The 20,215-nt window shown below is 32.6% G+C and carries 17 protein-coding genes; 13 read left to right on the top strand and 4 right to left on the bottom strand.

The window, feature by feature from the left end; all coding sequences use genetic code 11:
• The first annotated feature begins 16 nt into the window (after nucleotides 1-16).
• From CXF54_RS08985 to CXF54_RS08945, 9 genes are all read left to right on the top strand, one after another.
• Nucleotides 17-2,161, top strand: coding sequence for a beta strand repeat-containing protein (locus tag CXF54_RS08985; RefSeq protein WP_101203285.1), 2,145 nt, complete (start codon nucleotides 17-19; stop codon nucleotides 2,159-2,161).
• A 136-nt stretch (nucleotides 2,162-2,297) separates the two neighbouring features.
• Entirely contained in the window at nucleotides 2,298-2,813 is a 516-nt protein-coding gene (locus CXF54_RS08980) for a hypothetical protein (protein WP_101203284.1), read from the top strand.
• Between the two features lie 13 nt (nucleotides 2,814-2,826).
• A complete protein-coding gene (locus tag CXF54_RS08975) occupies nucleotides 2,827-4,014 on the top strand; it encodes a CsgE family curli-type amyloid fiber assembly protein (RefSeq protein ID WP_101203283.1) in 1,188 nt (395 codons plus the stop codon).
• A gap of 11 nt (nucleotides 4,015-4,025) precedes the next feature.
• Nucleotides 4,026-4,424 (top strand): curli production assembly/transport component CsgF, encoded by a 399-nt coding sequence (locus CXF54_RS08970; RefSeq protein WP_090840041.1) that lies wholly within the window; start codon nucleotides 4,026-4,028, stop codon nucleotides 4,422-4,424.
• A gap of 16 nt (nucleotides 4,425-4,440) precedes the next feature.
• Nucleotides 4,441-5,928, top strand: a complete 1,488-nt coding sequence (locus tag CXF54_RS08965) for a CsgG/HfaB family protein (protein WP_090840039.1) — start codon at nucleotides 4,441-4,443, stop codon at nucleotides 5,926-5,928.
• Nucleotides 5,929-5,972: 44 nt separating this feature from the next.
• The gene (locus CXF54_RS08960) at nucleotides 5,973-7,460 is read left to right on the top strand and encodes a carboxypeptidase-like regulatory domain-containing protein (RefSeq protein WP_101203282.1); all 1,488 of its coding nucleotides are present in this window, start codon (nucleotides 5,973-5,975) and stop codon (nucleotides 7,458-7,460) included.
• A 91-nt stretch (nucleotides 7,461-7,551) separates the two neighbouring features.
• The gene (locus CXF54_RS08955) at nucleotides 7,552-8,730 is read left to right on the top strand and encodes an AIR synthase related protein (RefSeq protein ID WP_101203281.1); all 1,179 of its coding nucleotides are present in this window, start codon (nucleotides 7,552-7,554) and stop codon (nucleotides 8,728-8,730) included.
• 23 nt (nucleotides 8,731-8,753) lie between these two features.
• On the top strand, nucleotides 8,754-9,698 hold the full coding sequence (locus CXF54_RS08950) for a DUF3078 domain-containing protein (protein WP_101203280.1): 945 nt from the start codon (nucleotides 8,754-8,756) through the stop codon (nucleotides 9,696-9,698).
• A gap of 142 nt (nucleotides 9,699-9,840) precedes the next feature.
• Entirely contained in the window at nucleotides 9,841-10,404 is a 564-nt protein-coding gene (locus CXF54_RS08945; protein ID WP_157823422.1) for a hypothetical protein, read from the top strand.
• A gap of 3 nt (nucleotides 10,405-10,407) precedes the next feature.
• Here CXF54_RS08945 and CXF54_RS08940 read toward each other — a convergent pair whose 3' ends face one another.
• Complete coding sequence (locus CXF54_RS08940; protein ID WP_101203278.1) at nucleotides 10,408-11,067, bottom strand: ABC transporter ATP-binding protein; 660 nt, start codon at nucleotides 11,065-11,067, stop codon at nucleotides 10,408-10,410.
• Between the two features lie 410 nt (nucleotides 11,068-11,477).
• Here CXF54_RS08940 and prfA point away from each other — a divergent pair, with 410 nt between their 5' ends.
• The 3 genes from prfA (at nucleotide 11,478) to CXF54_RS08920 (ending at nucleotide 14,457) form a co-directional block, all read left to right on the top strand.
• Nucleotides 11,478-12,554 carry a peptide chain release factor 1 gene (prfA, locus tag CXF54_RS08930; RefSeq protein ID WP_101203276.1) on the top strand — a complete coding sequence of 359 codons (1,077 nt, stop codon included), beginning with the start codon at nucleotides 11,478-11,480 and terminating at the stop codon, nucleotides 12,552-12,554.
• Between the two features lie 34 nt (nucleotides 12,555-12,588).
• Nucleotides 12,589-13,407 (top strand): orotidine-5'-phosphate decarboxylase, encoded by an 819-nt coding sequence (gene pyrF / locus CXF54_RS08925; protein ID WP_090840023.1) that lies wholly within the window; start codon nucleotides 12,589-12,591, stop codon nucleotides 13,405-13,407.
• 270 nt (nucleotides 13,408-13,677) lie between these two features.
• On the top strand, nucleotides 13,678-14,457 hold the full coding sequence (locus tag CXF54_RS08920) for an ABC transporter substrate-binding protein (RefSeq protein WP_101203275.1): 780 nt from the start codon (nucleotides 13,678-13,680) through the stop codon (nucleotides 14,455-14,457).
• Here CXF54_RS08920 and CXF54_RS08915 read toward each other — a convergent pair.
• The 3 genes from CXF54_RS08915 to purU form a co-directional block, all read right to left on the bottom strand.
• The gene (locus CXF54_RS08915) at nucleotides 14,440-14,637 is read right to left on the bottom strand and encodes a Lacal_2735 family protein (RefSeq protein ID WP_090840019.1); all 198 of its coding nucleotides are present in this window, start codon (nucleotides 14,635-14,637) and stop codon (nucleotides 14,440-14,442) included. The two genes, CXF54_RS08920 and CXF54_RS08915, sit on opposite strands and share 18 nt — an antisense overlap.
• 243 nt (nucleotides 14,638-14,880) lie before the next feature.
• Nucleotides 14,881-15,582 carry a DUF4197 domain-containing protein gene (locus tag CXF54_RS08910; protein ID WP_090840017.1) on the bottom strand — a complete coding sequence of 234 codons (702 nt, stop codon included), beginning with the start codon at nucleotides 15,580-15,582 and terminating at the stop codon, nucleotides 14,881-14,883.
• 131 nt (nucleotides 15,583-15,713) lie between these two features.
• The gene (gene purU, locus CXF54_RS08905; protein WP_101203274.1) at nucleotides 15,714-16,568 is read right to left on the bottom strand and encodes a formyltetrahydrofolate deformylase; all 855 of its coding nucleotides are present in this window, start codon (nucleotides 16,566-16,568) and stop codon (nucleotides 15,714-15,716) included.
• Between the two features lie 144 nt (nucleotides 16,569-16,712).
• Between purU and CXF54_RS08900 the strand changes: the two genes are divergently transcribed.
• Nucleotides 16,713-20,126, top strand: coding sequence for a methylmalonyl-CoA mutase family protein (locus CXF54_RS08900; protein ID WP_101203273.1), 3,414 nt, complete (start codon nucleotides 16,713-16,715; stop codon nucleotides 20,124-20,126).
• The last annotated feature ends 89 nt before the right edge of the window (nucleotides 20,127-20,215 follow it).

The following is a 20,215-nucleotide window of genomic DNA, read 5'->3' as shown; positions in this document are numbered from 1 at the left end:
TCAATATATATTCAAGATGAAAAAATTATTTTTCAGCGCAGCTGCGCTTATGTGTGGAACTATGATGTTTGCACAATCAAACAACAGTGATGTTGCTCAAACAGGAAACGGAAACACTTCTGCTGTTACTCAAACAGGAATGACAAATGACTCTGATGTTGAATCTTTAGGAGATTCAAACGGATCAATTGTAAATCAAAACGGTACTATTAACAGATCTACAGTAGTACAACATGGAGACGATAACGCTTCAGACGTAAATTCAATCGGACGTTTAAACAGTTCTCAAGTTAATCAAGCAGGGGATGATAACGCTGCAGATGTTGATCAAGATGGAAGACAAAATGCTTCAGTTGTAAGACAAGGTTTTGTAAACAGTACAGGTGCAATTTCTCGTGTAGGTAACGGAAACGAAGCTAGAGTAAATCAACTTGGAGATTTTAACGCTTCTACAGTAAGTCAATTAAGTGCAACTTCTGGTAATGAAAGTAACGACAATGAGGCTATAGTAAGTCAAGTTGGAGATTCTAACATTAGTGCAATTAGCCAAGACGGTGATTCAAACTTTGCTGATACAGCACAACAAGGAGATGGTAATGATTCTGATGTTAATCAATTAGGAGATGCTAACTTTTCTGAAGTAGATCACCAAGGAAACGCTAATATCGCTCGTACTTACCAAGGAGGTGATGATAATATTAGTACTATTTTTTCTGCAGGAGATAGTAATTTTGCTGATACAGCACAACAAGGAACTAATAATGATTCTTCAGTGAATCAATTTGGAAATGATAACTTCTCTGAAGTAGATCAGCAAGGTAATGCTAATACGGCTCGTACTTATCAAGGTGGTAATGACAATTCAAGTACTATTTTTTCTATAGGAGATTCTAACTTTGCAGATACTGCACAACAAGGGACGTTTAATGTTTCTGATGTTGATCAAACAGGAAACGGTAACTTTTCTGAAGTAGATCAACAAGGTAATTCTAATGCATCAGGTGTTAGTCAAATTGGAGGAGCAAACACAAGTGATGTTGATCAAGCAGGTGACGCTAACTTTAATGATGTAATCCAATTAGGAGACGATAATACAAGTTCTGTTACTTCTTCTGGAAACAGTAATATTAACCAAACATACCAAGGGTATGTAGGAAATGATAATGATTCTGATGTTGATCAAACAGGAGACTTCAATCAATCGTATACTGCTCAAGTTGGAAACGATAACGGTAGTGATACGGATCAAACAGGTAATGGTAACTTTTCTTATTTATATCAAACAGGAAATGGTAACAGTGCAATTGCTGAACAGGTTGGTAATAATAATTCAAGTACAGTAAATACAACTGGTAACGATAATACATCTGTTACATTACAAGGGTATTTTACAGGTGGAGATGATCACGTTAGTACAGTTGATCAATTAGGAGATGATAATGATTCTTTTGTTGGACAAGATGGAACAGCTAATAATAGTGATGTTGATCAAACTGGTAATTTAAATCAATCATTTGTTGGTCAAATAGGATTAACTAATACTTCTGTTGTAGAGCAAGATGGTGATTCTAATACAAGTGTTGTTAATCAATTAGGAGATAACAACAACCAGTTAACTGTTCAAAATGGTAATAGTAACATAGCTGAAACTACGCAGTTTGGAGATGCAAATGGATCAACAACGGGGCAATTAGGTATGGATAACGAATCTTACGTAGCACAAATAGGAAACAATAACGGTTCTTTTGTTGTTCAGGTAGGAGATTTAAATGACAGTGATGTTGAGCAAAATGGAACTTTAAATACACAAACGACTATTCAATTTGGAGATTCTAACGATAGTACAGTGCTTCAGGATGGTACAGGTAACGGTTCTAGTACAACTCAAACAGGAGATAGTAATGTTTCTGGTGTTTTACAATTGGGTATGATAAATGCTTCAGCAGTAACTCAAAACGGTACAGGTAATAACTCTCAAGTATTACAGGATGGTACGTTTAATTTAAGTACAGTTGATCAAGATGGTTTAGGACATACAAGTACAGTAAATCAAGATGGTAATTTTAACGCGAGTACTGTGGATCAAAATGGTAATACGCATGTTAGTACTGTAAACCAAATTGGTAACGGTAATTCATCATCAGTTTTACAGAATAACTAAGCACAAGCTTTTATAAAATAAATTGTTTTATTAAAATAATTATTAGGTATAAGAGCATTAATTTGCTCTTATACTTTTTATAACAGATATATTTTATACCTTACAGGTAGATTGTATCTAAAAAAAACATAAGACTATGAAAACTATCTTTAAATTTATAATAGCTGTTTCTATATTAATTTCTAGTAATGTAATTACAGCTCAAACTTTTGAAGCAACAGATAATACTGATGCAATCTCTAGTTTTGATACACAGTCTTCCCAAGAAAATTTTTTATTAAACCAAACTGATACGGCTACTAGTTTTGCGTCTACAGAAAATTCTGTTTTTATTGCGCAAATAGGTGATAATAATGATTTAGTAAGTATTACAGAATCATTTGAAAGTGATATTAGTATTATACAAAATGGTAATCAAAATGTTACAGTCTTGGATTTAAATAGTACAAAACTAACAGAAACGGTTATTCAAAAAGGAGATAATAATACCTTTTTAGATTACAGTCCTTTTAAATCTGATGTTAGAAATGCAACAATAAATCAAACCGGTAATAATCAAAATTTAACCATGTTTGGATCAAACTCTTTGTCAGAAAAAATTAAAATATCCATGCAAGGACAAGATCAATCTATAATTATTAGAAATTTTTAACAACAATAATGTTATGTTTTTATGTACTAGCAAAAAAACAATAACATGTCTTATTGTCTTTCTCTTTACAGCAGTAGGTTATTCGCAATTGTACAATACAGAAGTGGAGGCAAAGCTTGATGTCAATCAAGATGATAATTACCTTAATATTAAGGGAGTTGCAATAAATAAGTCTGGAAGTCAAAAAAGCTTAAGTTATAAGTTATCTGTTTTTAAAACAGATCAAAATAATAACAAATCTAAAAACCAGCAAAGCGGTGAGTTTGTTATTGACGTCAACCAGCAAAAAGATTTGTCTACTACATCAATTAATTTTGATAAAAACACAAAGCTTATAATTCTACTTTTAATTTACGACGCTAATAATACCATTATAGGTAAAGATAGGGTTGTATTAAATGATGATGGACAAAATAGTCTTGACATCAAAAAAGATATCGCTAATAAAGTTAACGATACTTCCATAAAAGTTTCTGCACAATTAATAAACAATGACGTAGAAGCTAAAATACAAACTAATCAGCAAAACGATTTTACTGTTATTTCGGGTACAGCCTTTAATAAAACAGAAATAACTAAAAGTTTAATTTATAAATTTATTGTTTTTAGTAAAGTAGAAAGTGTAAATAATATAGTCGAAGAAAGTAGTGAGCGATTTATTTTGTCAGCAAATACAAAAGTAGATTTATCTTCTATTACACTCAATTTAGATGATAAATTAAAAACCATAGCAGTACTTTTAATTTACGATTTAGATAATAAAATTATTGGTCAAGATAGAATTGTTTTTAATGACGATTCTAAGGACGAAAGTCAAAAAAAGAAACTGCTTTTAGAAAAATTAAAACAAGAACAAGAAAAATCTCAGGACATTAGTGTTGAGAAAAAAGATGGCCTTGAGTTAAATGGGATTGTAGTAGAAGATACTAAAACAAAACCAGGACGCGATTTTTATAAACTGTTTTATTCCTTGTACTCTCAAAACAATATAAACGGAAATAAAGTGGTTACAATAAAAGAGATTTTAGCCTTAGGGCGAAACACGAAAATAGAGGTTATAGTTGGTGATGATAAGATTTTTTCGTTTTTTGTAAGACCAAGTACTGAGTATTTAAAGCAAATGAACGATTACGCTATAATAAGTGTATATAAACATTTCAAAAAACTCGAAAAAGAATCAAAAACAATTAAACGCTATTAATTATTTTTATCATGAAAAAGCTACTTATACTATCGTTATTTTTTACAAGTTATTTTTGTGTTGGACAACAATTATCTTATAAGCCAATTAATCCTGCATTTGGAGGCGAGACTTTTAATTACCAATGGTTATTAAGTTCTGCCAACGCGCAAAACTCTTTTACAGATCCCGATGCTAATCAAGGTGATGATGAAAGCTCTTTAGAGGCTTTCGCCGAAAATTTAAACAGACAAATCTTAAGTCAATTATCAAGATCACTCTTTCAAACTCAACTTGGAGACGAGTTGCAGGAAGGTAATTTTAGCTTTGGTAGTTTAGCCTTAGAAATATATGATTCTGCCGAAGGATTAGTGGTCAATATCCTAGATACAGACACAGGAGAGCAAACACAAATTATAGTCCCTAACTAATTCTTATCGATACATTATGTTAAATTATAGACCTGCGTTTGCAGTCATACTTTTTTTATTATTAACTAGCTGTGGTGCCTTTTTTAATCAGCCTTATGAGCAGGAACGTGCCAGAATTGGGGAAACAAGTCCTGTTACTAGTAAGTTGGAAGCTTTTCCATTACCTCAAAATCCAGTAGTTGCTGGTGTGTATAATTTTAAAGATCAAACAGGGCAATATAAAGCTGTAGAAAATGGAAGTACGTTTAGTACAGCAGTATCTCAAGGAGGTACAACTATGTTGATTAAAGCATTGGAAGATTCTAAATGGTTTACTGTTATTGAAAGAGAAAACTTAGGTAATCTACTTAACGAAAGAAACATAATAAGATCTACAAGAGACGAGTATAGAAAAAATAAAAATCCTAACGAACCCGTTTTACCAGCATTATTATATGCAGGTGTTTTACTAGAAGGTGGTGTTATATCTTATGACACTAATATCATAACCGGTGGTGCAGGAGCGCGTTATCTAGGTATCGGAAGCTCTACACAATACAGACAAGACAGAATAACGGTTTACCTTAGAGCAGTATCAACATCTACGGGTAAAATTTTGAAAACAGTTTATATTTCAAAAACTATTTTATCTCAAGCGGTATCAGCTAACTTATTTAAATACGTTAAGTATCAAAGGTTACTTGAAACAGAAATCGGGTTTACAAAAAATGAACCAGTTCAATTAGCAATGAAAGAAGCTATTGAAAAGGCAGTAGAAGCTTTGATTATTGAAGGTATAAAAGATGAGGTTTGGCTACCACGATTAAGCGAGGAGTCTACAGCTAAATTAATTGCAGATTATGATGCAGAAAAGGATGAAGCAATTTCTACGGAGCTGTATGAGCGTTTTCTAACAGAAAGACGCGGAAATTATGCGGTTACTGCAGCATTAGGAGGGACGTTAATAAATGGAGATTTACCTGATCCTCAGCCAGAATTTAATAGTAAAATTGGATTTAAAAAAACTTTAAACCCTTATTTAAACTTGGGGTTTACCTACAATAAATTTAATTTAGAAAACAAACAGGTTTTAAACGAAGGTTTTATGTCTTTTGATTTAAATTTAGAATATAGCGTGTTGCCATATGATAACTTAACACCATACTTATTTGCAGGAGTAGGGACTAACGCTTCTAATTATTTCGAAGCTATAGATCCTAAAGTGCAAGCCGGTTTTGGGTTAGAGTATTTGGTTAAAGATAATCTAGGAGTCTATATTTATGGAGAGCATAATCTTGTGTTTTCAGATAAAGTTGACGGTGTTGTTGCCGGAAAAGTTGACGATATGTTTTATCGTTTTGGAGTTGGTGTCAATTTTTACTTGTCCAAACCCAATACCAAATTTAATCAACGTAAAGAGGAGAAAAGATTGGAACGCGCTGAGTTAAAAGCGACAAAAAAAGCAAATCGTAGACAGATGCAAGAAAAAATAAAAGCAGCTCGTCAGGAAAATAAAAATAATTAAACAATCTGTTAAATTTTAATTTAACATTTAAATAATTGAAACAGATGAAAATAATTTCAAAGTATATAAGTTTAATCTTAGTTTTAATAGCTGTGGTTAGCTGTAGTGAAGATAAAGTGTCACTTAGTGGTACGGGAGCAATTACTGGTAAAGTCGTGTCTAAAGGCGATAATATACCATTAGAAAACACAAAGATTTCTACAAACCCAGGAACAAGTATTGTTTTTACTGATGCTTCTGGTGAGTTTGTAATCAATAATGTAACTGTTGGCACCTATGCTATAGAGGCGCAAAAAGACGGGTATTTATCTAAATTTGAATCGTCTACTGTTACAGAGGACAATAGCGTAAATGTTATTTTCGAATTAGATGTAGAGACAGCAAACAATAATGCACCAAATGCACCTATACTTAGCGCTCCTGCTAATAATAGTACTGGTCAAAGTTTAACTTTAGATTTGGTTTGGACTGGTTCTGATCCTGAAGAAGATGATTTAGTATATGAAGTTCAGATTTTAAACGATCAGAATTCTGACGTATTAATGTATACGGATATCATAGACACGACATTAACAGTTTCGGGCTTAGACTATGGTACAAAATACTTTTGGCAAGTATCCGCTTCAGACAACATAAATGATGTTGTTATAAGCACTACTTTTAATTTTGAAACATTAGAGTTTCCGGATAATAGATTGTTTTTTACAAGAAAAATTAATGGAAACAATGTGATCTTTTCAGCAGATTCTGACGGTAATGAATATCAATTAACATCTTCAAGTAGTAATAGTTGGAGACCAAGAAAAGCTAGTAATGTAGACAAATTAGCCTTTTTAAGATCTAACGGAGGACAAACTCATATTTACACAATGGACCTAAATGGGGCTAATGTAACACAGGTAACTAATAGTATTCCTGTAAATGGATTTAATCTAGAGGAGTTGGATTTTGAATGGACCAACAGTAATACCAAATTTGCTTATGCAAGTTTTGATAAATTATATAAAATTAATACTAACGGTTCTGGCGTTACTCAAATACACCAGACATTAAATGGTAATTTTATTACAGAAGTAGATTGGAACCAAAGTACGCAGCGTATGGCTGTAAAAACAAATAATACTGTAGGGTACAATGTAGAGATTTATACAATCAATAATTCAGGAGTTATTATTGATTATGTGTTGCAAGGTGTAGCTGGAGCAGCTGGTGGTTTAGATTATACGTTTGATGGTTCTCAATTATTATACAGTTATGATATTTCTGGTAATCAAAACGCAGAATACAGGCAGTTAGATACGCATATGTTTATTTATAACATTGGTACTATGACAGCAACGGATATTTCGACTTCAAAAGCTGCAGGAACTAATGATTTAGACCCTAAGTTTTCTCCTAATGAAGCAGAGGTTATTTACGTAAATACATCTAATGATGGTGTATCACAGCAAAATGTTACTAAATTAAGTTTGGCAAACTTGTCAGAGATTACACTATTAATAGAAAATGCAAAAATGCCTGACTGGAAGTAGTTAATAACCCGTTTGTAAATTTACTTATAAAAGCACACAAATATTTGTGTGCTTTTTATTTATAAATATCTTTGTTGCTTAACACAACACAATGAGTTCAGAAATTTCAAAACGTTACAGTCAAAGAGGTGTATCTGCATCAAAAGAAGATGTGCATAATGCGATTAAGAATATAGACAAAGGTTTGTTTCCTAAAGCATTTTGCAAAATTGTACCAGATTATTTAACTAACGATCAGGAGTATTGCTTGATTATGCATGCAGATGGCGCAGGGACAAAATCGTCTTTAGCGTATATGTATTGGAAAGAAACCGGTGATGTGTCTGTTTGGAAAGGTATTGCCCAAGATGCTTTAATAATGAATATTGACGATTTGTTATGTGTTGGAGCAACCGACAATATCATGTTATCCTCAACAATAGGACGTAACAAAAGTGTAATTCCTGGTGAAGTATTATCGGCTATAATTAATGGTACAGAAGAGTTGATTGAAGACTTAAAAGGTTTTGGAGTAACAATACATAGTACTGGAGGAGAAACAGCAGATGTTGGTGACTTGGTTAGAACAATAATTGTAGATTCTACAGTTACGGCTAGAATAAAACGTAGCGACGTTATTGACAATGCTAATATAAAAGCAGGAGATGTAATTGTTGGTTTAGAAAGTTTTGGCCAAGCAACTTACGAGAAAGGCTATAACGGAGGTATGGGAAGTAACGGATTGACTTCTGCAAGACATGATGTTTTTGATAATTATTTAGCTAAAAAATATCCAGAAAGTTTTGACGCTGCTGTACCAGAAGATTTGGTGTACTCTGGAAAAGTAAAATTAACAGATAAAGTAGAAGACTCTCCATTAGATGCTGGACAATTAGTATTGTCTCCAACAAGAACGTATGCGCCAATTATTAAAGATATTTTATCTAAATATACAAGTGAAGATATCCACGGAATGGTGCATTGTAGTGGAGGAGCACAAACTAAGATTTTACATTTTATAGATAACCTTCATATTGTTAAGGATAATTTATTTGCTGTACCGCCATTATTTAAGCTAATACAAGAACAATCTAAAACAGATTGGAAAGAGATGTATCAAGTGTTTAATTGTGGGCATAGAATGGAAATTTATGTATCTCCAGAAAAAGCAGAAGAAATTATTGCAATTTCAAAAACTTATAATGTTAATGCACAGGTTGTTGGTCGTGTTGAGGCTTCAGATTCTAAAAAACTAACAATAGAAAGTCCTTACGGAACGTTTGAATATTAATTACTAATTAATTTTTAAAAAATATGAGATACATTTTTATAATGTGCTTCATGTTTTGCGTTACTAATTTGGTCGCGCAAACGGAACCTGAAGTAAAAGTTGTTGATACCATTAAATGGAAACAAAAAAACAAGATTGGCGTAGATATTAACGAAGTAACTTTTGTTAATTGGAATGCTGGTGGCGCTAATTCAATTTCGGCATTATTAGCAATTAAATCTAGTTTACGTTATAAAAAAAATAATCTAATATGGTTTAACGAGGTTAGAACACGCTATGGTGTAAATAAGCAAGAAAGTCAGAAGTTGCGTAAAACTGAAGATGAGCTTGAGTTAATTTCTACCATTGGTTACAGAAAAGACACCATTACTAATTGGTATTATTCAGGGCGTTTTAATTTTAAAACACAATACACTAACGGGTATAATTACCCAAATAGAGACAATTCTATTTCTAGTTTTATGGCTCCGGGATATTTATTTATCGGAGGAGGTGTGGAATATGGTAAGAATATCGAAAAATTATCCTTCTACATGTCCCCATTAACGTTTAAGGCTACTTTTGTTTTAGATCAAGAGCTAGCTGATTCTGGCGCGTTTGGTGTCGAAAAAGCAGTATTTGATACGTTGGGTAATAAAATTAAAAACGGTGAAAATGTGAGGACGGAAATGGGTATTCTGCTCACTAATGCATACGAAACAGAAGTATTAGAAAATGTATACCTAAAAAACCGAGTAAGTTTATATACCGATTATTTAAATAGTTTTGGAAATATAGATGTGGACTGGGAAGTTGTGTTTGATTTTAAGGTTAACGATTTTGTAAAAGCAACCTTAGGATCTCATATTAGATACGATAATGATGTTAAGATTATTGAAGAAACAAATGTGGAGGATGAGTTTGTGGAGCGTGGAGCAGCTTTACAATGGAAACAACTATTAGGAATTGGTGTGATAGTAGATTTTTAATTGTTATATTTATAAAAAGCAATATTTGAAATCTAAATCCTTTTTTAACATAGTCACTCTTGTTGTTGTTATAATTAATATAACATCAATAGTGTTTTTGGATTTTTTTTATAGCCAGATTATTAGACTAATATCTAGCTTTTTGTACCTATTATTCTTTCTGTTTTTAGGTGTGAAAGACCGTTTGCTGTTACCATTTGTAACGTTATTAGTTATTGCGGATGGTTTTGATTTGTATTATTTACAGCCGTATGTAATTGAGGTTTATTCAGTTATAAAGATGGTGGCTTTTTTAATATTGTGTGTTATGCTTTCTGCTAAGCTCAGATTTCAAAAATTAGGAAATGCTATTACGTTATTATTTGTAGTCGTTATAGCAATTAATATTTTAATTGGTTACAAGGCTATTACAGAGACGACTAATGTTTTGGATTATACTCAAATTTTATCAATACAGGCGTATTGGGTGATTTGTATTTTGTCATGTGCTTTGGCTGCTAAATACTATTTTTTAAACGAATCTAAGAAAGCAGTTTATTTTACGGGCTTTACTTTTTTGTTTGTTTTTACAGATTTAAACGGGTTTATTGCTAATTTTTTTGATGCGGATTTGTTTTTCTTTACAGAAAGAATCTTATACTTTTTAGGGTTTATGTGCTTGGGTTATTATGTGTTTTTTAATAAACAAGAACAGATTAAAAGTTAGTTACTACAAGCTACCTTGAGACAAGTATTTGTAATCTTCCAATTCTGTAAGGGTCTCAATTAATTTTGAGCATCCATTTTTTATTAAATATATTGTGTCTGCTATTTCAATAACTTCGGTGTATCTGTGGTCTGTTAGTATAATTGCTTTGTGTTTTTTTTCTTCAATAATTAATGCCTTAATTTTTTCAATATATAACGGAGCCACACCATTAAAGGGCTCATCTAAAAATATAATTTTAGCTTTCTTTTTTAGTATTAAATATATTTCGACCACACGTCTTTCTCCACCGGATAAGGTCTTTATTGTGTTGTTTTTGTAGATTTTAAATTCAGGATAGTCTTTAATAAAGTTTCTCCAACTAACATTAAATAGTGTAAATAAGGTATTGACCTTAGCTTGATTTGGTGTAAAGTTGCGTTGTGGTAAATAAGCAGCAGCTTTGGTAAGATATAGTGGTTTTAATAAAGGTTTACTGTCCAGTCGGATGTGGCTGTATTTCGCGATAAGCGTACCAAAAGCAATACTTAATACGCAACTTTTTCCAGAACCATTACTGCCTAATAAACTTGTTGTTTTACCGGTCTCAGCCTTTAGATAAATGCCATTTAATATGCGTTTTTCACTAAAGTAAAGCTCTACATTATCTATCTCAAAAATCAAAGTGTATCTATATAAATTGGTGGATTAGACTTAAAAAAGCAATAGTAACTAAAGCGTCAATGCTATATAAAAAACCAAAAAGTTTTAAATCAGAGATGCCTAGGTTTTTATAAAAAACTAATTTTTGTTTTGCATCCGTTTGAGAAACGATGTAATATAGCAAAATTATTAAAAATAGTTTAGTTATAAGGGCAACTATTAGGTAGGAACTGCCTGTTATTAAAAGTAAAATATTAATAATAAGAGACCATATAGCAAAGGTGCGGTAATAGTATAGTATGGCAATAAGCTGATTTAACATATAGTTTTAACGGTAAAAAGGCGCTAATATTTTAATTGTAAGCAAACTACTATAAAGTATTGAAAATTCATAAATTATCGTATTTTTGTTTCACAATTTTAAGAAGAAGATGTTAGAGAAGTTACAAATAGTAAAGCAACGTTTTGATGAGGTTAGCGATTTAATAATCCAACCTGATGTTATCACCGATCAAAAACGTTACGTTGCACTAAATAAAGAATATAAAGATTTACGACTTTTAATGGATAAGCGCGAGGTTTATCTTGAGTTTACTGAAAATTTAAAAGAAGCGGAAGAAATCATAGCAGACGGTAGTGATGCCGAAATGGTCGAAATGGCTAAAATGCAATATGAAGAAGCTAAAGTGGAGATTCCTAAATTAGAAGACGATATACGCGTGCTTCTAATACCTAAAGATCCTGAGGATTCTAAGAATGCTGTTGTAGAATTACGAGCAGGAGCAGGAGGGGATGAAGCAAGTATTTTTGCTGGAGATTTATTTAGAATGTACAGTAAATACTGTGAAGCTAGAGGATGGAAAGTAGATACGGTAGATTATAGTGAAGGGACAAATGGTGGTTTTAAAGAAATCCAATTTGAAGTTACTGGAAATGATGTCTATGGGACTTTAAAGTTTGAAGCAGGTGTACACCGTGTACAACGTGTACCGCAGACAGAAACACAAGGACGTGTGCATACAAGTGCTGCCACTGTAATGGTATTTCCAGAAGCAGAGGAATTTGATGTAGAGATTAACCCAAAAGAGGTACGTGTAGATTTTTTCTGTTCTTCAGGACCAGGTGGTCAATCTGTAAACACAACATATTCTGCAGTACGTTTAACGCACATACCAACAGGATTAGTAGCGCAATGTCAAGATCAAAAATCGCAGCATAAAAACAAAGAGAAAGCTTTTAAAGTATTACGTTCGCGTTTATACGACATGGAGTTAGCTAAGAAAAACGAAGAAGATGCAGCGTTGCGTGGTACTATGGTAACCTCTGGAGATAGAAGTGCTAAAATTAGAACTTACAACTATTCTCAAGGTCGTGTTACGGATCACAGAATTGGATTGACATTATACGATTTGCAAAATATTGTAAATGGAGATATCCAAAAAATTATTGACGAATTACAATTAGCTGATAATACAGAGAAATTAAAAGCTAGTGACGAACATATTTAATATCAAGCCTCTTCATTGAGGCTTTTTTTATAGCATGACAACACAACAACTAACAGAACAAATTATTAAAAAGAAGTCTTTTCTGTGTATCGGACTAGACGTCGATTTAAATAAAATTCCACAACATTTATTACAAACCGAAGATCCTATTTTCGAATTTAATAAAGCAATAATTGATGCAACGCATCATTTATGTGTGGCTTATAAACCTAATACCGCATTTTACGAAGCATATGGTTTAAAAGGATGGAAAGCATTAGAGAAAACAATAAACTATCTTAATGATAACCATCCAGATATTTTTACAATAGCAGATGCTAAACGTGGTGATATTGGTAATACTAGTACAATGTATGCAAAAGCCTTTTTTGAAGACTTAGCATTTGATAGTGTTACTGTTGCGCCATACATGGGAAAAGATTCGGTTGAGCCTTTTTTAGCCTTTAAAGATAAGCATACAATAATGCTAGCATTGACATCTAACCAAGGTGCTTTTGATTTCCAGACCAAGCAAGTAGAAGGAAAAGAGTTGTACAAACAAGTTTTAGAAACATCTAAAAATTGGAAGAATTCTGAAAATTTAATGTACGTTGTTGGAGCAACTAAAGCTGAGTATTTTGCTGAGATCAGAAAAATAGTTCCAAATAGTTTTTTATTAGTTCCAGGTGTGGGCGCTCAAGGTGGAAATCTTCAAGACGTGTGTAAATATGGAATGAGCAAAAATGTTGGACTATTAATTAATTCTTCTAGAGGGATTATTTATGCTTCAAGCAACGATGATTTTGCACAAGCAGCAGCAGCTAAAGCAGAAGACTTACAACAACAAATGGAAGTTGTTTTAAATAATAAATAAATAATTGAACGCTCTGTCATGCTGAATTTATTTCAGCATCACATTATTAATGTCAGTAAAAAAAATGCTGTCTCGCTACGTCATGCTGAACTTGTTTCCGTATCGCATTATTATTATTATTATTATTAAAGTAAGTTAATTATTATCATAGAGGATTAGAATACTTAGACTATTGTAATTTATAGATAAAATAAGAACTTTACGTCATGCTGAACATATTTCAGTATCGCATTATTTAGAGGAGCAACATTCCGTTAAAGTAATAATTAAATGAAAATTAAAGATCAAATAGGTAATGTGCTAACATTTGATACCACACCAATACGTATCATCTCGTTAGTGCCTTCTCAAACCGAATTATTGTACGATTTAGGTTTAGAGGATACTATTGTTGGTCTTACTAAGTTTTGTATACATCCAATACATTTAAAAGGAGAAAACCAGGTTGTAGGAGGCACAAAGCAAATTAATCTAGAAAAGATTAAAGCTTTAAAGCCTGATATTATTTTGTGTAACAAAGAAGAAAATACAGAAGCTATTGTAAAAGATTGCCAAGCCATCTGTGCCGTGCATGTATCCGATATTTTTACAATTACAGATTGCTTAGAGCTTATAATGCAATACGGACAACTATTTAATGTTGATGCAAAAGCAGAAAGTATTAAGGCTAAAATCACAACTAACTTAATGGATTTTAAAGCGTACATAAATGACAAACCCACTTTAAAAGTCGCTTATTTTATTTGGAAAGATCCATGGATGGTAGCAGCCAATAATACATTTATCAACCACTTACTTCAATTAAATAAATTAGAAAATATTTATGCTAATCAAAAGCGATATCCTCAAGTGGATATTGCTAAGATTCAGGATAAAGATAGCTTGGACCTGGTGTTACTTTCCAGCGAGCCTTATCCATTTAAAAGTAAACATAAATCCGAATTTGTAAATGCTAAAACAATTTTGGTTGACGGAGAATATTTTTCGTGGTATGGATCAAGATTAGTACAAGCGTTTAGTTACTTTAAGCAATTAAGAAAGGGCCTTTAGACTTTCTCTAGCTAAATAATTTAGTTTATTCATCTTGTTTAAAAGCTTGACCGCTTGATAGGCAGAAACGTCACTTGCTTCGTGATCTGTTTGCCGCAAATTGTAAGAGCGCTCGATTAATGCTTTATAGCGCTCGTTTAGTTTGTTTTGTTCTTGTCTGATTAGATTGGGGCTAGTCATAGTTGTTATAGGCTGTTTTTCAGGTAATTAAATTACTTTTATTTTTTTAATAAAAAAAGAAAAACTAACAATAAAATCGTAAAAAGTAAAAGAGCCCATTCTTTACCACAAAAAATAGACTCTATTAACTAACTAAACTAACTCAATAAAAGGAGTCTGAGTGCGACGCTTTTACACAGCAAATATCTAGTATATATTTTATTTATATGTTAACTTAGTATTATTCTAAGTTTAACAAAACGGTTAATCTTGTAAAGCAAATACTTTTTGAAGTAAAGCAGTTGTTCTAGATCCCACTTTAGTTCTAATATCTTGCTCTTCAACAGCAATCATTTTGTAAACACCTTTTAAAGCTTCACCTGTAACATAATCTGTTAAATCAGGATTAACGTTACTAGTAAAAGGTATAGCATTATATTTATTTATTAAGTTAGACCAAATTTGATCAGCACCAACTTTATCAAAAGAGGCTTTAATTACAGGATTAAACTTATCATATAAAGCCGTTTGTGTTTTACTTGTTAAGTATTGCGTTGCAGCATCGTTACTACCTAATAAAATGTTTTTAGCATCTGTAAAAGTAATGTCTTTAACTGCATTAATAAATATAGGTGTCGCTTCTCCAACTGCATCTTCAGCTGCTCTGTTTAAAACTTTTAAACCTTCGTCAGCTAAACTGCTTAAACCAATGTCACGTAGTGCTTTGTCTACTTTTTGTAATTCTTCTGGAAGTAAAATTTTAACTAATTCGTTTTTAAAAAAACCATCTGTTTGTGTCAATTTAGAGACCTGTTTGTCAATACCTAAGTCTAAAGCTTCTCGTAGTCCGCCAGCAATATCTAAATCGCTAATCCCTCCTGATTGAGGTAATTGGTTGACAACTTGCTGTAATTCTGCGCAAGCAGTAAAATTTAAAACAATAAGTAAGGCTAATATTTTTTTCATGTTGTATAATTTAAGGCACAAATATACCTATTAATAAGATGCGTTTTTAATTCAAAAATTGCGTTTTATTTTAGTTTTCTTTTTAAAAAGAATAAAATCAAGCTTAAAAAGTGTGTGTCTATTATTCTAAATTAAGAGAAAATAACAGTCTTATTATTAAAAACCATCACTTTACGTTTAATATGAAGTTTTATTGCATTGGCTAAAACTATTTTTTCTAAATCACGTCCTTTTGCAATTAAATCGGCTATTGCATGTGTATGCGACACACGTGCAACATCTTGTTCAATAATCGGGCCAGCGTCTAATGCTTCCGTAACATAATGACTAGTAGCACCTATAATTTTTACACCACGTTTGTAAGCGGAGTGATATGGTTTTGCACCAACAAAAGCCGGTAGAAAAGAGTGGTGTATATTAATCACCTTGTTTGGATATTGACTTATAATTTTACTAGATACAATTTGCATGTATCGTGCTAGAACAATAAAGTTAATACCATGTTTTTTACATAATTCTAATTGTTGGTCTTCCGCTTGCGCTTTGGTCTCTTTAGTTACTGGAATATGATAAAACGGAATATTAAAACTATCAGCAATAGGTTTTAGTGTGTTGTGATTACTAATTATAAACGGAATGTCCACTTCTAGTTCTCCAGAGTTATAACGTCCCAAAATATCATACAAGCAATGGTCATATTTTGATACAAATAAGGCCATTTTCGGTTTTGTTTCGGTAGAGTAAATACGCCATTTCATTTTAAAACGATCGGCTAAATCTTGCTTAAAAGTATGTTTGAAAGCCTCAGTTTTAAATGTAGCACTTTCAAATTCGCTTTCTAAGCGCATAAAAAATATATTTTGCTCTCTATCTACGTACTGATCTATATAAACAATGTTACCCTTATTAGTGGCAATAAAATTTGTGACGCTAGCAATAATTCCTGATTGATCACTGCAGTGTATTAAGATGGTTAATTTGTTCATTTTCAATGGGTATTAATGACTAAAATTACTCTAAAAAAGCCATCTTATTATTTTTGCTTTTAACTTTTAGATAATTACAGATTATAGAGCAATATTTTTGAATATTCCGTAAATTGCAACCTCAAAACCCATTATATTTTAAGAATGACACAAGCAACACCATACAAACCAAAATATAAAGTTAGAATAGTAACAGCAGCAGCCTTATTTGATGGTCATGATGCGTCCATAAATATCATGCGTCGTATTATCCAATCTACAGGAGTTGAGGTAATCCACTTAGGACACGATAGAAGTGTGGACGAAGTGGTAAACACCGCAATTCAAGAGGATGCAAATGCTATTTGTTTAACCTCTTACCAAGGTGGTCATAACGAGTATTTTAAATACATGTATGATTTATTAAAAGAAAGAGGCGCAGAGCACATCAAGATTTTTGGTGGTGGTGGTGGTGTAATCTTACCTTCAGAAATCAAGGATTTAATGGATTACGGTATTTCTCGTATCTATTCTCCGGATGATGGACGTGCCATGGGATTACAAGGCATGATTAATGACTTAGTTGAACAATCAGATTTTGCTATTGGAGATGTTTTAAGTAACGAGTTGGATATTTTACCAACTAAAAATCCTAAAGCAATTGCTAGGATTATTTCTTCGGCAGAAAATTTTCCTGACGTTGCTAAAGCGACTTTAGATAAAATTCATATTAAAAATAAAGCGTCTAAAACACCAGTTTTAGGAATTACAGGAACAGGTGGAGCAGGTAAATCTAGTTTAGTAGACGAGTTAGTGCGTCGCTTTTTAGTCGATTTTCCAGAAAAAACAATTGGTTTAGTATCTGTAGATCCTTCTAAGCGTAAAACAGGAGGAGCACTTTTAGGTGATAGAATTAGAATGAATGCTATCAACTCGCCAAGAGTATACATGCGTAGTTTGGCAACACGCCAATCTAACTTAGCATTATCTAAATATGTAAATGAAGCCGTTCAAGTTTTAAAAGCTGCGGAATATGACTTAATTATATTAGAAACCTCTGGAATTGGACAATCTGATACAGAAATTATGGAACATTCTGACGTAGCTTTATACGTTATGACTCCAGAATTTGGTGCAGCAACACAATTAGAAAAAATCGACATGCTTGATTTTGCAGATTTGGTTGCCATCAATAAATTTGACAAACGTGGGTCTTTAGATGCCCTTCGTGATGTTAAAAAACAATACATGCGTAACAATAATCTTTGGGATGTACACCAAGATGATTTACCAGTTTATGGTACTATTGCGTCGCAATTTAACGATCCTGGGATGAACACGCTTTACAAAGCCATCATGGATAAGTTAGTAGAGAAAACGGATTCGGTTTTAAAATCGACATTTGAAATTTCTCAGGAAATGAGCGAGAAAATTTTCGTTATTCCACCTTCACGTACACGTTACTTATCTGAAATTGCAGAAAGTAATCGTGCCTATGACAAAACAGCAAATACACAAGTTGAAGTTGCACAAAAACTTTACGGAATTTATAAAACTATTGAATCTGTTTTAGAAGGAACTGTAGCATTAGATAAAGCTGGAATAGCTTCAGAATCAGTTGTAGCAACAGCCGATAATAAAGACTTTGTTAAACTTTTAGTTGGCGAATTTGACAGAGTAAAACTAAACTTAGATCCTTACAATTGGGAAGTGATTACAGGTTGGGATGAGAAAGTAAACAAATACAAAAATCCAATTTATAGTTTTAAAGTAAGAGATAAAGAGATTAAGATTGAAACACATTCTGAGTCATTATCACACTTGCAAATCCCAAGAATAGCCTTACCAAAGTATCAAGCTTGGGGCGATTTATTACGTTGGAATTTACAAGAAAACGTACCAGGAGAATTTCCATATACTTCGGGATTATATCCATTTAAACGTACTGGAGAAGATCCAGCACGTATGTTTGCAGGAGAAGGTGGACCAGAACGTACCAACAGACGTTTTCACTATGTAAGTGCAGGTTTACCAGCAAAACGCTTGTCTACCGCTTTTGATAGTGTAACGCTTTACGGAAACGACCCAGATTTAAGACCAGATATTTATGGTAAAATTGGTAATGCAGGAGTTAGTATTTGTTGTTTAGACGATGCTAAAAAACTGTACTCTGGTTTTGATTTAGCAAATGTTATGACGTCGGTAAGTATGACAATTAATGGTCCTGCGCCTATGCTATTAGGATTTTTTATGAATGCTGCTATCGACCAACAATGTGAGTTTTACATTAAAGAAAACGGTCTTGAAAAAGAAGTTGAAGCAAAAATTGTTAAGCTTTATAAAGGTAAAGTGCGTCCATCTTATAATGGCGATTTACCTGAAGGAAACAATGGTTTAGGTTTAATGCTTTTAGGTGTTACAGGAGATCAAGTGTTACCAGCAGACGTTTATGCAGAGATTAAAAAGAATACCATTGCGCAAGTAAGAGGGACGGTTCAAGCAGATATTTTAAAAGAAGATCAAGCACAAAATACTTGTATTTTTTCTACAGAATTTGCATTAAGACTAATGGGAGATGTTCAAGAGTATTTTATCGAGAATAACGTCCGTAACTTTTATTCAGTATCAATTTCTGGGTATCATATTGCAGAAGCAGGTGCAAACCCAATTACGCAATTAGCGTTGACGTTATCTAATGGTTTCACTTACGTGGAATATTATTTAAGTCGTGGTATGGACATCAATAAATTTGGTCCAAACTTATCATTCTTTTTCTCAAACGGAATTGATCCAGAATATGCTGTAATTGGTCGTGTGGCACGTAAAATTTGGGCAAAAGCAATGAAGCACAAGTATGGTGCTAATGCAAGAGCACAAATGTTGAAATATCATATTCAAACGTCAGGACGTAGTTTACACGCTCAAGAAATTGACTTTAATGATATTCGTACAACGCTTCAAGCTTTGTATGCTATTTATGATAACTGTAACTCATTACACACAAATGCGTATGATGAGGCTATTACAACGCCTACAGAAGAATCGGTTAGACGTGCGATGGCAATTCAATTAATTATAAATAAAGAATTAGGATTAAATAAAAACGAAAACCCAATTCAAGGCTCTTTTATTATTGAAGAATTAACAGATTTAGTAGAAGAAGCGGTGCTTTTAGAATTCGATAGAATTACAGAAAGAGGTGGTGTTCTTGGTGCAATGGAAACCATGTACCAACGTAGTAAAATACAAGAAGAAAGTTTATACTACGAAACGTTAAAGCATAACGGGAAATTCCCAATTATTGGCGTAAATACCTTTTTAAGTAGTAAAGGATCGCCAACGGTTATTCCTGCGGAAGTGATTAGAGCAACAGAAGAAGAGAAGCAGTTTCAAATTAAAACCTTGGCAAATCTTCATGAGGCAAATGAAACAAAAGCCTTGTTAAAAGATTTACAAGTACGTGCTATTAACAACGAAAACATATTTGAGGCTTTAATGGAAGTCTGTAAAGTATGTAGTTTAGGAGAAATTACATCCTCTTTATTTGAAGTAGGAGGACAGTATCGTCGCAACATGTAAGCAGAGAGCCCATTTTTATTTTTTGTAAAAATGGTGCGAATCGCTTATCCCAAACTTGATTTGGGATCTAAGAAAATTACTTTTCGTGA

The organism is Olleya sp. 1-3 (assembly GCF_002836085.1).
Lineage (GTDB): Bacteria > Bacteroidota > Bacteroidia > Flavobacteriales > Flavobacteriaceae > Olleya > Olleya namhaensis.
The sequence above is the reverse complement of the archived record's forward strand: the minus strand, read 5'-3'. Positions and strand labels throughout refer to the sequence as shown.

Bases quoted from the DNA above. Each gene is read 5' to 3' on its own strand.
- CXF54_RS08985 (WP_101203285.1), top strand. From the start codon at position 17: ATGAAAAAATTATTTTTCAGCGCAGCTGCGCTTATGTGTGGAACTATG.
- CXF54_RS08980 (WP_101203284.1), top strand. From the start codon at position 2,298: ATGAAAACTATCTTTAAATTTATAATAGCTGTTTCTATATTAATTTCT.
- CXF54_RS08975 (WP_101203283.1), top strand. From the start codon at position 2,827: ATGTTTTTATGTACTAGCAAAAAAACAATAACATGTCTTATTGTCTTT.
- CXF54_RS08970 (WP_090840041.1), top strand. From the start codon at position 4,026: ATGAAAAAGCTACTTATACTATCGTTATTTTTTACAAGTTATTTTTGT.
- CXF54_RS08965 (WP_090840039.1), top strand. From the start codon at position 4,441: ATGTTAAATTATAGACCTGCGTTTGCAGTCATACTTTTTTTATTATTA.
- CXF54_RS08960 (WP_101203282.1), top strand. From the start codon at position 5,973: ATGAAAATAATTTCAAAGTATATAAGTTTAATCTTAGTTTTAATAGCT.
- CXF54_RS08955 (WP_101203281.1), top strand. From the start codon at position 7,552: ATGAGTTCAGAAATTTCAAAACGTTACAGTCAAAGAGGTGTATCTGCA.
- CXF54_RS08950 (WP_101203280.1), top strand. From the start codon at position 8,754: ATGAGATACATTTTTATAATGTGCTTCATGTTTTGCGTTACTAATTTG.
- prfA (WP_101203276.1), top strand. From the start codon at position 11,478: ATGTTAGAGAAGTTACAAATAGTAAAGCAACGTTTTGATGAGGTTAGC.
- pyrF (WP_090840023.1), top strand. From the start codon at position 12,589: ATGACAACACAACAACTAACAGAACAAATTATTAAAAAGAAGTCTTTT.
- CXF54_RS08920 (WP_101203275.1), top strand. From the start codon at position 13,678: ATGAAAATTAAAGATCAAATAGGTAATGTGCTAACATTTGATACCACA.
- CXF54_RS08915 (WP_090840019.1), bottom strand. From the start codon at position 14,637: ATGACTAGCCCCAATCTAATCAGACAAGAACAAAACAAACTAAACGAG.
- CXF54_RS08910 (WP_090840017.1), bottom strand. From the start codon at position 15,582: ATGAAAAAAATATTAGCCTTACTTATTGTTTTAAATTTTACTGCTTGC.
- purU (WP_101203274.1), bottom strand. From the start codon at position 16,568: ATGAACAAATTAACCATCTTAATACACTGCAGTGATCAATCAGGAATT.
- CXF54_RS08900 (WP_101203273.1), top strand. From the start codon at position 16,713: ATGACACAAGCAACACCATACAAACCAAAATATAAAGTTAGAATAGTA.